12 protein-coding genes are annotated in these 14,441 nt (G+C 72.5%); 3 read left to right on the top strand and 9 right to left on the bottom strand.

Annotation, left to right across the window (positions count from 1 at the left end; genetic code table 11):
* Positions 1 to 4: 4 nt before the first annotated feature.
* Positions 5 to 1,273 carry an ATP-binding protein gene (locus tag RKD23_RS22570; protein ID WP_424855309.1) on the bottom strand — a complete coding sequence of 423 codons (1,269 nt, stop codon included), beginning with the start codon at positions 1,271 to 1,273 and terminating at the stop codon, positions 5 to 7.
* 89 nt (positions 1,274 to 1,362) lie between these two features.
* On the bottom strand, positions 1,363 to 2,040 hold the full coding sequence (locus RKD23_RS22565; protein WP_043501447.1) for a response regulator transcription factor: 678 nt from the start codon (positions 2,038 to 2,040) through the stop codon (positions 1,363 to 1,365).
* 522 nt (positions 2,041 to 2,562) lie between these two features.
* Here RKD23_RS22565 and RKD23_RS22560 point away from each other — a divergent pair.
* On the top strand, positions 2,563 to 4,056 hold the full coding sequence (locus tag RKD23_RS22560) for a peptide MFS transporter (RefSeq protein WP_424855308.1): 1,494 nt from the start codon (positions 2,563 to 2,565) through the stop codon (positions 4,054 to 4,056).
* Positions 4,057 to 4,202: 146 nt separating this feature from the next.
* Here the strand turns inward: RKD23_RS22560 and RKD23_RS22555 are convergent, their stop codons facing one another.
* From RKD23_RS22555 to RKD23_RS22530, 6 genes are all read right to left on the bottom strand, one after another.
* Complete coding sequence (locus RKD23_RS22555) at positions 4,203 to 5,498, bottom strand: hypothetical protein (protein ID WP_424855307.1); 1,296 nt, start codon at positions 5,496 to 5,498, stop codon at positions 4,203 to 4,205.
* Positions 5,495 to 6,553 (bottom strand): hypothetical protein, encoded by a 1,059-nt coding sequence (locus tag RKD23_RS22550; RefSeq protein WP_424855306.1) that lies wholly within the window; start codon positions 6,551 to 6,553, stop codon positions 5,495 to 5,497. Before RKD23_RS22550 ends, RKD23_RS22555 begins: the two co-directional genes overlap by 4 nt.
* Positions 6,550 to 7,377, bottom strand: a complete 828-nt coding sequence (locus tag RKD23_RS22545; protein ID WP_424855305.1) for a hypothetical protein — start codon at positions 7,375 to 7,377, stop codon at positions 6,550 to 6,552. The genes RKD23_RS22550 and RKD23_RS22545 overlap by 4 nt, the downstream gene beginning before the upstream one ends.
* Before the next feature lie 39 nt (positions 7,378 to 7,416).
* On the bottom strand, positions 7,417 to 8,112 hold the full coding sequence (locus RKD23_RS22540) for an LPXTG cell wall anchor domain-containing protein (RefSeq protein WP_424855304.1): 696 nt from the start codon (positions 8,110 to 8,112) through the stop codon (positions 7,417 to 7,419).
* A 154-nt stretch (positions 8,113 to 8,266) separates the two neighbouring features.
* Entirely contained in the window at positions 8,267 to 8,764 is a 498-nt protein-coding gene (locus tag RKD23_RS22535; protein ID WP_424855303.1) for an ATP-binding protein, read from the bottom strand.
* Between the two features lie 136 nt (positions 8,765 to 8,900).
* Complete coding sequence (locus tag RKD23_RS22530; RefSeq protein WP_424855302.1) at positions 8,901 to 9,278, bottom strand: STAS domain-containing protein; 378 nt, start codon at positions 9,276 to 9,278, stop codon at positions 8,901 to 8,903.
* A 249-nt stretch (positions 9,279 to 9,527) separates the two neighbouring features.
* Here RKD23_RS22530 and RKD23_RS22525 point away from each other — a divergent pair, with 249 nt between their 5' ends.
* On the top strand, positions 9,528 to 10,433 hold the full coding sequence (locus RKD23_RS22525; RefSeq protein WP_424855301.1) for an RNA polymerase sigma factor SigF: 906 nt from the start codon (positions 9,528 to 9,530) through the stop codon (positions 10,431 to 10,433).
* A 206-nt stretch (positions 10,434 to 10,639) separates the two neighbouring features.
* A complete protein-coding gene (locus RKD23_RS22520; protein WP_424855300.1) occupies positions 10,640 to 13,186 on the top strand; it encodes a ricin-type beta-trefoil lectin domain protein in 2,547 nt (848 codons plus the stop codon).
* Positions 13,187 to 13,227: 41 nt separating this feature from the next.
* Here the strand turns inward: RKD23_RS22520 and hutI are convergent, their stop codons facing one another.
* The gene (hutI, locus tag RKD23_RS22515) at positions 13,228 to 14,397 is read right to left on the bottom strand and encodes an imidazolonepropionase (protein ID WP_424855299.1); all 1,170 of its coding nucleotides are present in this window, start codon (positions 14,395 to 14,397) and stop codon (positions 13,228 to 13,230) included.
* Positions 14,398 to 14,441 lie beyond the last annotated feature (44 nt).

Genomic DNA, 14,441 nt, shown 5'->3' with positions numbered 1-14,441 from the left:
AGGCTCAGCGGACCGTCGGCGGTGTCTCCTCCGGCCCCGACGGGGTCGTGCGGGACAGGAACAGGCCGAAGACCGGGGGCTGGGCCTGGAGCATCTCCAGACGTCCGCCGTCGGCTTCGGCGAGGTCGCGGGCGACGGCGAGACCGATGCCGGTGGAGTTGCGGCCGCTGATGGCGCGCTCGAAGATCCTGGCGCCCAGGTCGGCGGGGACGCCGGGGCCCTCGTCGGTGACCTCGATGACGGCCTGGTTGCCGGTGACCCGGGTGCGCAGCGCGACGGTGCCGCCGCCGTGCATGAGGGAGTTCTCGATCAGCGCCGCCAGCACCTGCGCGACCGCGCCCGGTGTGCCGACCGCCTCCAGGTGCCGTTTGCCGGAGCTGACGATGGCCCGGCCCGCGCTGCGGTAGGCGGGCCGCCACTCGGCGAGCTGCTGCTGGATGACCTCGTCGAGGTCGAAGGTGACCGCGGAGCCGGTGCGCGGGTCGCGGGCGTTGGTCAGCAGCCGTTCGACGACGTCCGTGAGGCGCTCCACCTGCGTCAGCGCGATGGTCGCCTCCTCCTTCACCGTGTCCGGGTCGTCGGTGAGGGTGATCTCCTCCAGCCGCATCGACAGCGCGGTGAGCGGGGTGCGCAGCTGGTGGGAGGCGTCCGCGGCCAGCCGCCGCTCGGCCGTCAGCATCCGCGCGATGCGCTCGGCGGAGGCGTCCAGCACATCGGCGACCCGGTCCAGCTCGGGGACGCCGTACCGCTTGTGGCGCGGGCGCGGGTCTCCGGAGCCGAGGCGTTCGGCGGTCTCGGCGAGGTCGGTCAGCGGGGAGGCGAGACGGTTCGCCTGGCGCAGCGCGAGCGCCACCGCGGCGATCACCGCGAGCAGCGCCACCGCCCCGATGATCAGCAGCGTACGGCCCACCTCGCGGGTGATGGCCGAGCGCGGCTCCTGCACGGTGACCGTCTCGTGCTGCTCGCCGAGGGCGGTGTGCTCGATGACGTCGCCGTCGGGCCTGTCACCGATCTCGATGGGCGGCCGGCCGGGGATGCGCACGACGGCGTAGCGCTCGTCGCCGACCTGGTCGCGCAGTATCTCCGCGGTGATCTGCTCGCGGCCCAGGATGCGGCCGTCGACGATCCCGGCCAGCCGGCCGGCCTCGGAGTTCACCCGCTCCTGCGCGCTCGCCGTGATGGTGCGCGTCTCGACGATCACCAGCGAGAGACCGAACACGGCGATCACGACGAGCACCACGGCGAGCGTGGACTGGATCAGTCGGCGGCGCATGCCCTCTTACCTGTTGCCTGTGCTGGGACCCGTACTACCCGTGAGACCTACGACCCGTAAGGCCCGTACGACCCTTACGAGCAGAAGGGTCAGCTCTTCTCGAAGCGGAAGCCCACGCCCCGCACGGTCGCGATGTAGCGCGGGTTCGCCGCGTCGTCGCCGAGCTTCTTGCGCAGCCAGGAGATGTGCATGTCGAGGGTCTTGGTGGAGGACCACCACGTGGTGTCCCAGACCTCGCGCATCAGCTGGTCGCGCGTCACGACCCGGCCGGCGTCGCGCACGAGCACCCGCAGCAGGTCGAACTCCTTCGCGGTGAGCTGGAGCTCCTCGTCGCCCATCCAGGCCCGGTGCGACTCGACGTCGATGCGCACTCCGTGCGTGGCCGGCGGCTGCTGGGGCTCGGCGGAACCGCGCCGCAGCAGGGCCCGCACCCGGGCGAGCAGCTCGGCGAGCCGAAAGGGCTTGGTGACGTAGTCGTCGGCCCCCGCGTCCAGGCCGACGACGGTGTCCACCTCGTCGGCGCGCGCGGTCAGGATCAGGATCGGCACGGTGTGACCCTCGGCGCGCAGCCGGCGGGCGACCTCCAGCCCGTCCATGCCGGGCAGGCCCAGGTCCAGGACCACCAGGTCGACTCCGCCCTGGATGCCGGCGTCGAGCGCGGTCGGGCCGTCCTCACGGACCTCGACCTCGTACCCCTCCCGGCGCAGGGCGCGAGCCAGGGGCTCGGAGATGGACGCGTCGTCCTCGGCGAGCAGTACACGGGTCATGACCTGATGGTAGTCCGCCCGCCACCGCGCCCGAGGTGAGATCGCCGTCCCCGATTCTTACCCTCCGACTTGTCCGGCATACCGGACAGCCGGTCAGGACGCAGCTTGGTACGAACCTATGATTGCGGGGGCCAACTCTCTGATCACATTCGAATCGGGCCTCACGGTTCCGAAGTCACCTGTGATCCATGTCTCAAGTCCTTCCATATCCGGCACTGCCCTGCCGTATGGTGCTTTCAACGCCTGTAGCACCACGGGGACCTTTGGCGGCCATACGACGCTGAAGGTCTCTTTTGTGTGCGGGCCGGCCCACGCCGGCCCTGAAAGGAATGACCTGTGGCCGGGCCTCACGCGCGACGAAGCGCACCGAGGCGTGGATCCCGGTGGTCGCCGTCCACCGCTCCGTGATCCGGAGCGGACTCCCCCTGGGCGTGGGGGTGGCCGGTCCGATCACGCCGGTGCCGGCCGCCCCACCGGGCGCGCACGCTCCAATCGCGCGTCCCGACCAGCAAGGAACGACCCATGGCGTCCAGCCTGACGAAGGACTCGGTCCGTCCGGGCACCCCCGGTTCCGAGAAGACCTTCTTCGGCCACCCCCGCGGCCTGGCCACCCTCTTCATGACCGAGATGTGGGAGCGTTTCTCCTACTACGGCATGAGGGCACTGCTTCCCCTCTACCTGGTCGCCCCCGCCGGGCTCGGCCTGGACGCCGGCACGGCGATCGCGATCTACTCCGTCTACGTCTCGACGGTGTACCTGCTCGCCATGCCCGGCGGCTGGTTCGGCGACCGTGTCTGGGGTCCCCGCAAGACCGTCACGGTCGCGGGCTCGGTCATCATGGCCGGCCACCTGGTCCTGGCGCTGCCCACCGCGGGCACCTTCTACTTCGGTCTGCTGCTGGTCGCCATCGGCTCCGGCCTGCTGAAGTCCAACATCTCGACCATGGTGGGCCACCTCTACGACGGCCCGAACGACCCGCGCCGCGACGGTGGCTTCACGGTCTTCTACATGGGCATCAACCTCGGCGCGTTCGCCGCGCCGCTGGTCATCGGCACCGTCGGCCAGAACGTCAACTGGCACATCGGCTTCGCGCTGGCCGCCCTCGGCATGGCGCTGGGCCTGGTCCAGTTCCTGATCGGCAGCCGTCATCTGTCGGACCGCTCCAGCGTCGTCCCGAAGCCGCTGAGCACCGAGGAGCGCAACTCCACGCTGCGCAAGTCCATGATCTGGATGCTGATCGCGGCGGTCTTCTACACGATCGTCGTCACCACCGGCCACTACACCCTGAACTGGGTCATGGTCCCGCTGATGGTCATCGGCCTGATCGTCCCGGTCACCGTCCTGGTGCGCATCAAGCGCGACAAGGAGCTCTCCGACGTCGAGCAGTCCCGCGTCTCCGGCTACATCTGGTTCTTCGTCGCCGCCGCCGTCTTCTGGATGATCTACGACCAGGGCGGCTCGACCCTGTCGATCTTCGCGGACGAGCACGTCGACAACCACGTCTTCGGCTGGGAGTTCCCGGTCTCGTGGTTCCAGTCGGTCAACCCGGTCCTGGTCATGGCGCTGGCCCCGGTGTTCGCCGCGATCTGGCTGTCCCTCGCCCGCAGCGGCAAGGAGCCCAGCACGATCGTCAAGTTCGGCGGCGGTCTGGCCCTGGTCGGCATCTCCTTCTTCGTCTTCCTGCTGCCGCTCGTGGCCGCGGACGGCGGCAAGGTCTCGCCGTGGTGGATCGTGCTGATCTACTTCTGCCAGACGGCCGGTGAGCTGATGCTGTCCCCGGTGGGTCTGTCCGTCACCACGAAGATGGCTCCGGCCAAGTACGCCTCTCAGATGATGGGCGTCTGGTTCCTCGCGGTCACCGCGGGTGACGCGGTCACGGGTCTGCTGTCCACCTACGGCGTCGACCTGAACAAGACCGGTGTCGTGGCGGCCGAGGCCGCGCTGGCGGTGCTCGCCGGTGTGGCGGTCCACATGTACCGCAAGCAGGTCAAGGAGCTCATGGGGTCCGTGCGCTAGCGCTGCGCTCGCTTGGGCCGAGTCCTGGTCTGGAGGGCCGCTGTATCCGAGGGGGATGCAGCGGCCCTCTCGCCGTTGGTGGTGCTTTCGCGTCGGCGGGTGCGGGTTCGTCGTGGGTTCTCGCGCAGTTCCCCGCGCCCCTTGGGCTACCTCGTCCTGCGGCCTGGCATGAAGGTGAACGTCGCTGCTCCGAGGAGTACCGCCGTGCCCGCTACGAGGCCCAGGGCCTTGAGGGTGTCGTGGTTCTCGGCGCCTGTGTCGGCAAGGCCTCCGCCTGTGGTCGAGCCTCCTGTGGAGCCTGAGCCTCCGCCCGCGGCGCCGCCCGGCTGGGCCGTCGTGTCCAGGGTCAGGGAGACCTCGGACTTGGTCGGGGTGCAGGTCGTCGTCGTGCCCAGGGCCTCGATCGTGAGGACGCCCGGGGAGAGGGTCGACCTGCCCGCGGCGCCGGGCTTGTACGTGCCCTTGAGGTCGGGGATCTCGATCGGGTCGCCGGCGGCGATGGGCTCGGCGTTGGTGGGGCCCTCCACATGGACCGTGCCGTGGTCGGCGCCGCCGAGGGCGACCTCCATGGACGGCTTCACCGAGTCCTTGGGGATGTTGGCGGGGCTGTCCATGACGGACTTCTTGAAGCGCACGGTCAGGTCGAAGTTCCCGCCGTCGCGCTTGGCGTCGATCTGCACGGGCGAGGTGGCGTTGCGGTCACCGATCGGGGTCTTGCAGGCGTACGGGACCTGGACCTCCTTGCCCTTGAAGTCAGAGGCGGGCGCGCTGGGCGTGGGGCTCGGGGTCGGCCGCACGGTCGGCGTCGGACTCGGAGTGTGGGTGGGGGTGGGCGTGGGCGTGGGCGTGGGCGTGGGCGTGGGCGTCGGGGTCGGTGTGCCGGGGTCGCCTCCGCCCTCCGTCACCTTGATCGTCGCGGCCGCGGACACCGCAGCCTCCGGTGTGCACTTGGTGTCCGTCGACATGGCGTTGATGGCGTACGCGTCCGGTGTCAGCGTCAGTTCACCGGCGGCGGTCGGCTTCAGCGTGCCCTTCATGTCGGACAGCACCATGGCGCCGCCCTTCGGGATGGGCGGGTTCTTGCGGGGCCCCTGCATCGCGAGGGCCGCGGTCTGGGCGCCGGACACCTTGAGGGTGCCGCTCGGCTGGACGGAGTCGGCGGGCAGGTCGATGAGGTCGGGGTTCTTGGAGGCGGCCTGGACGAACTTCCACACCACCTCGACCTCCTCGCCCACCTTCGCGGTGGCCGGGGCGGTGATCTGCACCTTGGTGGTGCCGTGGACCGGCGGCAGCCCCGAGATCGCCGGCGGCACGCACTCGGTGGCGTACGAGACCTCCGCGGCCCGCACGGGAGCGGCGGCCAGCGCGAGCAGCAGGCCCGCGCCCGCGATCGCGGCCGTACCACGGCCTGCCCCCCGGATGACTCTCCTCGGCTCGTTCACGTGCTTCCCTTCCTGCTCGGCGGGTCGTCGTCGTGCGGTGCGGAGAGTGCGCCCGGACCGGCGTCCGGGGTGAACCACGGCAACGTGGCGGGGGCCGATGCGGCCGGCGGGCGGGGCCGGGGCCGGCGCGGGACCGGGACACGGGCCAGGACCGAGGCGCCCGAGGCCCCGGCACCGGGCGGCCGCACGCGCCGCCGGACGGCAGGACCGCGCGGCCGTACGCGATCCACCAGGGCCATCCCGGCCCGGAACACCGCGGCCGGTACGACGAGACCGGCCAGGATCCAGAACAGGGTCACGCCCCAGGGGCGGCCGACGGCCCAGGGCTGTTCGGCCATGACCTTGCCGCCGTACTTCAGGGAGACGGTGTAGTCGCCGTGCGCCCCGGCGGCGAGTTCCACCGGCAGCTCGACGCGGGCGCGGCGGCCCGGTCGGATCGTGCCGCGCCACGGCCGTTCCTCCCACTGCGGGGCGAACACGCCGTGTGCGGTGCCCACTTGGAAGACGGGGTCCTCGACCGCCGAGGTGCCCACATTGCCGACCGTGAAGACGAGGGTGCGGGCAGGTGGCGCCCCGAACCAGGTCAGCAGCCCGCCGGAGCCGTCGAGGCGGGTGTCCGTGAGGACCGACAGCCGGCCCCCGCCGGCCGTGGCCGGCAACGGCTCGACCGCGTGCCCGGCGACCTGGAAGACGGCGTCGGCCTGGGCCTTCGGCCCGGTCACCGTCGCCACGTGCACCACACACGGGCACGGCACCGGCGGCTCGGCCACCGGAAGCCGGCGCTCGAAACGCCCCTCGGCGTCGGTGGTGACGGCCCTGCCGTCGGCGTTCGCGCAGGCGTTGGTGCCGCCGGGAACGCCCCGCGAGGGCACCGCCTGACCGCAGACGAGGATCATCAGCAGCGCCCTCGGCCGCCACCCGCTGCCGGAGACCGTGATCGAACCACCCGTCCCTGCCTGCGACTTGGACAGCCGCACGACAGGCCCTTCGGCGGCGTCCGCGATGCCGCCCGGCACCAACAGGGCGGCCACCAGCGCCAGTACGACGACCCTCACGCCGACACCCCCTCAGCCGCAGCGGATTGGCGCCGCCTGCGACGTCGTACGACGACCAGGGCGCCGGCCGCCACCGCTCCCCCGGCACCCGCCGTGGCGGCGGCCGTCCACGGCACGAACCTCGCCCGCGCGGTCGCGGTGTCCCGGGCGCCGCCCGCCGCGGTGACCGTCAGCCGCACCTCGACCGCGTCCAGCGCCGGCCGCTCGGGCCAGGGCTCGCTGAGCTTCACGCGGCGACCGGGCGGGAGCTCGAGGGGCAGGGTGCGCGGCGCGCGGTCGAGGACCGGGCCCAGCAGTCCGTCCGCGTGCACGGCGAGACGCGGCACCAAGGTGGTGGTGCCGCGGTTGACCAGCTCGTACGCGATGCGGCCCGCGCGGACGTCGACATGCTCCACGCTCAGCGCGGACAGCCGCGGCCCTCCGATCCTGACCAGCAGCGGCACCCGCACCGTACGCCCGTCACCGCCCCGGACGGTGATCGTGCCGGTCCTGTCACCAGGGGCCGCGTCCGCCTGGACCGCCACGGTGAAGGGCACCTCGGCCCGGGTGCGGGCGGGGACATGGACGCGCTGTGCGGCGAAGGCGAAGGTCAGGCCGGTCGGGACACCTCGGCCGGACAGCCGTACCGTCACCGGTTCGGCACCTCGGTTGGTGACGGACACCGTGTCCTGGAGGACCGCGCCGGGCACGCCCTCGGCATACAGGGCAGGGCGATGACCGCCGGAGGGCGCGGCGGACCAGCCGGTGGCGGCGAAGGCGGGGGTGACGCCGAGCACCAGCAGGGCGAGGGTCGGCGGGAGGAGGCGTACGGCGGCGTACGGCATCGGCGGCTCCAGCGGTCGTGCCCCAAGGGCCCGAAGGGGTCAGCGGCGGGCGCGTGCCATGCCGTTCCGCCTGGTCAGCCACAGGGCGCCGGCCGCGCCGGTGAGCAGGACGGTGCCGCCGAGGGTGCCGAGGGCGAGGGCGGAGTCGGCGGGGCCGGTCTGCGGCAGCCCACCGCCGCCGGAGCCCTTGGAGTCCCCGCCGGAGCCTTGGGAGTCCTCGCCCTGCGGGGCGCCGCCGCCCGCTGCCGTCACGTCGAGGGTGAGCGAGGGCCCGGGGTTGTTGGTCGGCGTGCAGGTCGTCGTCGTACCGAGCGCCTTGATGGTCAGCACGCCCGCGGTGAAGGTGACCTTGCCGGACCTGCGCGGCGTATAGGTGCCGCTCAGGTCGTTGATCTTGATCGGGGTGTCGGCCGGGATCGCGGCCTGGTTGGCGGGCCCGGTGACCGTGAGGGTCCCGCTGTCGGCGCCGCCCACCCTGATCGTGGCGCTCGGGTTCATCGCCCCCTTGCCCAGCTCGATGGGGCTGGAGGAGACGCCCTTCTGCCACGACATGGTGAGCCGGTAACCGCCGCCGCTCCGCACGCCCTTGATGTCGATCGGCGACACCGCGCTCTTGTCCCCGATCGGCGTCTTGCACTGGTAGTCGACATTCACGACCTCGGCCCGAGCCCCGGGGGCAGCGGCCATCACCACGGTTCCGGCCAGGACGGCAACGACTCGTTTCCGGTACGGCATGGGCGTACCCCATTTCCTGACGGAGCATCAGATCGGCCGTCAAGGTACGCCCGCATGCAAAAAGAGGGAAGAGGAGGAACCTAGGGGCGCGGGGAACGGCGCGAGAAGCGACGACGTAGCCGCACCCGCAAGACAACGCAAGCCCGAACGGCGCTTAGGCGGGAGCCCCCAACTCGGCCCACACGGTCTTCCCGGCAACCCCAGGCATCCGAACAACGCCCCAGTCCAGACAAAGCCGCTGCACGATGAACATCCCATGCCCCCCAGGCCGCGCAGCGCGATGCGGCGTACGCGGCGCCGGCTGCCCCGCCCCCCGGTCCGCCACCTCGACCCGGATCACCTTGTCGTCGCAGGCGATCCACATCTCGGCCGGGCCCTCCGCATGGAGACACGCGTTGGTGACCAGCTCGGACACGACGAGCAGGACATCCTCCGCCGCGGCCCGCTGGTCCGCGGTCGCGGCCGGCAGCCAGCCCCACGCGTACAGCGCCTGACGGGCGAAGTCGCGGGCCAGCGGCACGACGCCGGCCTGCCCCGCGAAGTCCAGCCGGCGCACCTGCCGGCCTCCCTCACAGGCCCCGGGCGCCCCGGACCCCCCGGAAGCGCCGCTGGGCTCCTCGGAGCCCGGCGAGTATGGCCGGGTGGTGCTCATCAGCGCTTCACCTCACCGATTCACCAGATCACGATTCAAGAGTCACTTCAGTAGGACCGCACCTCGGTGGTCGCCACCGACACGCTCAGGGGGTCTCCTGCCCGTGCGGCGCGGCGGAACACCCGCTGTTTCCGGATCAGCCGGATTCGTCGGCGAGGGCCGCTTCCAGGGTGTCATGCACAGTGAAGACCGCGTCCGCGCCGGTGATCTCGAACACCCGCGCCACCACCGGCAGCATCCCGGCGAGGTGCACCCCGCCCCGGGCGGCCTCCGCCTTCAGGCGGGCACCGAGCAGGACGTTCAGCCCTGTGGAGTCGCAGAACTCGAGCCGGGAGCAGTCGACGACAAGGCGGCTGAGCCCCTTGGCGAGGCAGTCCTCGAGTGGTTCGCGCAACAGGTCGGCGGTGTGGTGATCGAGCTCACCCGCCGGTGTCACGACGGCACTGGAACCTTCCTGCCGCACTTCCACCAGAAGCCGGCCAGATCGAGCGCTGCCGACCGTCCCGTGGTCCATGCCGTCTCTCTCCCGAGGTCGTGGCTACTGACTGACGTCCTCGAACCCTACGCCTTCATCACACACTCTGACACCCGAACAACCACCACGAAACGGACATATGCCCAGGTAACGCACTTGCGGCGGTCGTTGAAAAGCGGGTAGGGCTAGTAAGGACACGTAACCGACACGGCCGGCTTTGGAGGCGCCGCACACCGCAGTGCACGTACTGGCTTCGGCAGCCATATGCCGAGAACGATGGAGGACATCATGTCACCCCGGCTCGACGCCTCGCGTACCCCCACAGCGACGTCGGCAACCGCTCCGGAACATCTGGATCCCATCGACCCGACGACCGACGCGGGCGACGCGCTCGCCGGTCTTCCGGAGATCCCCCCATACGAAGAAGTGGGTCCGGTCGACGCGCGGGCCCTGTCCAAGACCCTCTTCGAGCGGCTGGAGTCCCTCGAGGAAGGCACGCACGAATACGCGTACGTCCGTAACACCCTGGTCGAACTCAACCTGGCGCTCGTCAAGTTCGCCGCCTCCCGGTTCCGCTCCCGCAGTGAGCCGATGGAGGACATCGTCCAGGTCGGCACCATCGGCCTGATCAAGGCGATCGACCGCTTCGAACTCACCCGCGGCGTCGAGTTCCCCACTTTCGCGATGCCGACCATCATCGGCGAGATCAAGCGCTTCTTCCGCGACACCTCGTGGTCCGTGCGCGTCCCGCGCCGGCTGCAGGAGCTGCGGCTGGACCTGGCCAAGGCCGGGGACGAGCTGGCCCAGCGGCTGGACCGCGCGCCGACGGTGCCGGAGCTCGCCGAGCATCTGGGCCTGAGCCACGACGAGGTCGTCGAGGGCATGGCGGCCTCCAACGCCTACACCGCCAGCTCGCTCGACGCCCAGCCCGAGGAGGACGACTCCGAGGGTGCCCTCGCGGACCGCATCGGCTACGAGGACCACGGACTCGAAGGCATCGAGTACGTCGAGTCGTTGAAGCCGCTGATCGCCGAACTCCCGCCGCGCGACCGGAAGATCCTGTCCCTGCGCTTCGTGGCGGGCATGACCCAGTCGGAGATCGGCGAGGAGCTGGGAATCTCCCAGATGCACGTCTCCCGCCTGCTGTCCCGCACGCTGGGACGGCTGCGCAAGGGGCTCACCGTCGAGGAGTGACGGCTCCCCTCGTACGACTTCCCGGGGGCGGTTCGACATGTCGGACCGCCCCCGCGGCCGTTACCGGACCGCGCCTTTCCGTCTCCCTGTTACCGCAGGAAACGTCTTTTCCCACCGACCCGCTTCCACCACTATGGGCACCCCCAAACCGACCGGTACGTAAGTGACTTGGCGGGGAGCCGACGGGGTTGCGAGGAGGCGGACGAATGGCGCGGGCCGAGGGAACCGACAACGATGCCGGGGCCGTGAACAGCGCGTACGCGAGCGCGCCGGACACCCGGCTGACGGAACTGCTGCGCACCCGCAGCGTCACCGCCTATCCCGCACTGCAGGAGCTGCGCGCCCGGCATCGCGCGTCCGTCCTCACGTACGCCCGTCTGTGCACCACCAGCGACACGGCCGCCCGCCAGCTGGCCGCGCACGCCTTCACCGCCGCGGCCCGCGAGGCCGCCCGCGGCACCGACCCGGGCACTCCCGTACGCCACCGGCTGCTGCTCCTGGTGGGCGAGGTCGCCGCGCAGTGGGCCACCGACGAACGCGCCGCCGGACTCGACGCCGCCCTGCTGCCGACCCTGACGGCAGCGGCCCCCGCCCCTGCCCTGCTCCGGGCGTTCCGCAGCCTGCCGCCCCGCACCCAGGGCCTGCTCTGGTACGGCCTGGTCGAGCAGGAACCCGAGGAGCGGACCGCGCTGCTGCTCGGCGTCACCCCCGCGGACGTGACCTGGGGCACGGCCCCCGCACTCCAGGCCCTGGCCCGGTCCGCTCTCCAGACCCGCCTCACCGACTCCGACGACCCCGACTGCCAGGACTTCCGCCGCCTGATCGAGGAGTCCGTCCGCCCCGACTCCCCCCGCCACAGCCCCGACCTCGCCACCCACATGGCCCACTGCCCCCACTGCACCACGGCCTACGAGGAGCAGTGCACCTTGCGCGACACCCCGCGCCTGGCTCTTGCGGAGGGGCTGATGGTGTGGGGCGGGGCGGCGTATGCGAGCGCGGCGGCGGCCCATGCCGTGGGCGGTGTGTCGACGGGCCGTGCCCTGGCGGGGAGTACCTCGGGGGGAAGTGCCTCGGTGGGGAGTGCCTCTTCGGGTGAGCCCGGGGCGGCCGGTGAGGAGACCGACCGGGGCGGCGTCCGACGCGCCACCGGTGGCGGCGACCGCGCCGGACGGCGACGCGGCGGCCGACGCGGCCGGACGGTCCGGGGCGGCCGGGCCGGAGCGGACGAGGCTGGCTGGGCGGCCCTGGGCGGGGCGGCCGGGGGCGGGGCGGTAACGCACGGCTCCGGTGCCGATGCCGGTGGTGGGGGCTGGGGGGCCCGGGGCGGGGCGGGCGAGGCCGGACGGGGGTCTGCGGGTGCGGACCGCGGCGACCGGACTGCCTCGGTCCGGGCGTCCGGTGCCGGGGATGGGCGCTGGGGGGCCTGGGGCCGGGCCAGCGAGGCCGGGCTCGGCTCTGCGGATGCAGACCGCGGCGACTGGACTGCCTCGGGCCGGTCGGCCGGTTCCGGGGATGAATCGGCGGCCTGGGACCAGGCAGGCAAGGCCGGGCAGGGGTTTGCGGCTGCGGACCGCGGCGACTGGGCTGCGTCGGGCCGGGCAGACCAATCCCGGCGAGGCTCTACGGCTGCGGACCGCGGCGACTGGGCTGCCTCGGGCCGGTCGGCCGGTGCCGGGGATGGGGACTGGGGGACCTGGGGCCGGGCGGGCGAGGCCGGGCACGGCCCTGCGGCTGCGGATCCCCGCGGCCGAGGTGACTCGGGCCGGGCAGCCCGGACTCGGTCGGCGGCGGGTGGACTGTCGGCCAGTGCCGGCGGCGGGGCCTGGGAGGCCTCAGGCCGGGCAGGCGCGGCAGGGCAAGGCTCTGCCGCTGCGGAGCGCGACAGCCGGGGAGCCGGGGATCGGCGGGCGGCGGGTGGGTTCTCGGCCGGTGCCGGTGCGGCCGACTGGGCTGCCTGGGGGCGGGCGGCCCGGGGCGGGTTGGGTTTCGGGGCCGGGGCAGGGGCCGCGGTGCAGGCGTGGCCGCCGGCTCGGCGGCTTGCGCTGGCCTCGGCCGCGTTGGGGGTGGCCATGGTGCCGCTGCTGGTCTTCCTGCTGTCCCCGGGCGACCCGCCCGCGGAGAACGCCGCCTCGCAGACCATGCGCACCCCGCCCGCGCCACCGCCGGTGACGGTGACCGCGACGGTGTCGGTGACCCCGTCCCCGTCCCCGTCGCCCTCGAAGACGCGCACGTCACCGCCGCCGTCGCCGTCGCCCACACCGACCCCGACGCCCTCGCGCACCTCCGCACGCCCGAAGCCCCCACCCACGGCCACGGCCACGCCGGCACCCAAGCCGCCGTCTCCCCCGAACGGCACCTTCGCGCAGGTGATCAACGCCGCCACCGGGCGGTGCCTGGACGTCCGCGACGGCTGGTTCGAGGACGGCGTCGACGTGATCACCGCCGCCTGCTCCGGCTCGCCGACCCAGCAGTGGCGCTACGACGCCGAGCGCCGGGTCCTGCAGTCGTACGCCGACCAGGACTTCTGCCTCGACAGCCGCGGCTCGACGGACCGGGGCGTCGGCATCTGGTCCTGCGACTCGGTGTGGGGCCGCAACGGCGTCAACCTGATGTTCTCCATCGACGGCGAGGGCCGGATCCGCCCCTACATCGACCCGGACACCGCGGTGACCGCCACCGGCGGCGACGGCGTGTGGCTGGGCTGGATCGACGGGGGCGCGGAGCAACGCTGGCGGGCGGGCCGGGCCGCGTGACCCGTACGGGTGGGCCGTACGGGTGAGCCGTACCGCCGCGGTCACACCACCTGTACGCCGCTGCGCCACACCGCGCTGACCAGCGGAACCCCCGGCCGGTAGGCGAGGTGGACGTGGCTGGGCGCGTCCAGGAGGGCCAGGTCGGCGCGGGCGCCGGGGGCGAGGCGGCCGATGTCGTCGCGGCGCAGGGCCGCGGCCCCGCCCGCGGTGGCCGACCAGACGGCCTCGTCGGGGGTCATGCGCATGTCCCGTACGGCGAGCGCGATACAGAACGGCACGGACGAGGTGAACGACGACCCGGGGTTGCAGTCCGTGGACAGCGCGACGGTCACGCCCGCGTCCAGCAGCCGCCGCGCGTCCGGCCACTCGGCGCGGGTGGAGAACTCGGCGCCGGGCAGCAGGGTCGCGACGGTACGGCTGCCCGCGAGCGCGTCCACGTCGGCGTCGGTGAGGTGGGTGCAGTGGTCGGCGCTGGCCGCGTCGAGCTCGACGGCGAGCTGCACGCCGGGTCCGTAGGAGAGCTGGTTGGCGTGGACGCGGGGCAGCAGGCCCTTCGCCTTGCCCGCGGTGAGGATCGTGCGGGCCTGGTCGCCGTCGAAGGCGCCCTTCTCGCAGAAGACGTCGATCCAGCGGGCGTGCGGGGCGCACGCGTCGAGCATCTCGCCGGTGACCAGGGCGACATATCCGGCCGGGTCGTCGGCGTAGTCGGGGGAGACGATGTGCGCGCCGAGGTAGGTGACCTCGTCGGTGTGCCGGGCGGCGATGCGCAGGGCGCGGGCCTCGTCCTCGACGGTGAGGCCGTAGCCGGACTTGGTCTCGAAGGTGGTCGTGCCCTGGCGCAGGGCCTCGTCCAGGAAACGGGTGAGGTTGGCTTCGAGTTCCGCGTCCGTGGCGGCGCGGGTCGCCGCGACCGTCGTACGGATGCCGCCCGCACTGTAGGGGCGCCCGGACATGCGGGCGTTGAACTCCTCGGTGCGGTCGCCCGCGAACACCAGGTGCGAGTGGGAGTCGACGAAGCCGGGGATCACGGCCCGGCCGCCGGCGTCGACCCGATTGTCAGTGGCGGGTGCTTTGCTTGACTCACCGGCCCACGCGACCTGGTCGCCGTCGATGACGAGGGCCGCGTCGCGAATGAGTCCGAGAGGGGAGCCGTCACCGAGGGAGGGGTCGTTGGTGACCAGCGTGGCGATGTTGGTGATGACGGTGCTCATCGTCGTGTCCTCGTGGGCATGGGCGTGGGCTTCGGATACGGGGA

Origin of the sequence: Streptomyces sp. SAI-170, assembly GCF_049739565.1 — a bacterium.
Taxonomy (GTDB): Bacteria; Actinomycetota; Actinomycetes; order Streptomycetales; family Streptomycetaceae; genus Streptomyces.
Note: the sequence above shows the minus strand (reverse complement) of the source record. Positions and strands in the feature narration are given on the sequence as shown.

Bases quoted from the DNA above. Each gene is read 5' to 3' on its own strand.
- RKD23_RS22540 (WP_424855304.1), bottom strand. From the start codon at position 8,112: ATGCCGTACCGGAAACGAGTCGTTGCCGTCCTGGCCGGAACCGTGGTG.
- RKD23_RS22545 (WP_424855305.1), bottom strand. From the start codon at position 7,377: ATGCCGTACGCCGCCGTACGCCTCCTCCCGCCGACCCTCGCCCTGCTG.
- RKD23_RS22535 (WP_424855303.1), bottom strand. From the start codon at position 8,764: ATGAGCACCACCCGGCCATACTCGCCGGGCTCCGAGGAGCCCAGCGGC.
- hutI (WP_424855299.1), bottom strand. From the start codon at position 14,397: ATGAGCACCGTCATCACCAACATCGCCACGCTGGTCACCAACGACCCC.
- RKD23_RS22560 (WP_424855308.1), top strand. From the start codon at position 2,563: ATGGCGTCCAGCCTGACGAAGGACTCGGTCCGTCCGGGCACCCCCGGT.
- RKD23_RS22565 (WP_043501447.1), bottom strand. From the start codon at position 2,040: ATGACCCGTGTACTGCTCGCCGAGGACGACGCGTCCATCTCCGAGCCC.
- RKD23_RS22570 (WP_424855309.1), bottom strand. From the start codon at position 1,273: ATGCGCCGCCGACTGATCCAGTCCACGCTCGCCGTGGTGCTCGTCGTG.
- RKD23_RS22525 (WP_424855301.1), top strand. From the start codon at position 9,528: ATGTCACCCCGGCTCGACGCCTCGCGTACCCCCACAGCGACGTCGGCA.
- RKD23_RS22520 (WP_424855300.1), top strand. From the start codon at position 10,640: ATGGCGCGGGCCGAGGGAACCGACAACGATGCCGGGGCCGTGAACAGC.
- RKD23_RS22530 (WP_424855302.1), bottom strand. From the start codon at position 9,278: ATGGACCACGGGACGGTCGGCAGCGCTCGATCTGGCCGGCTTCTGGTG.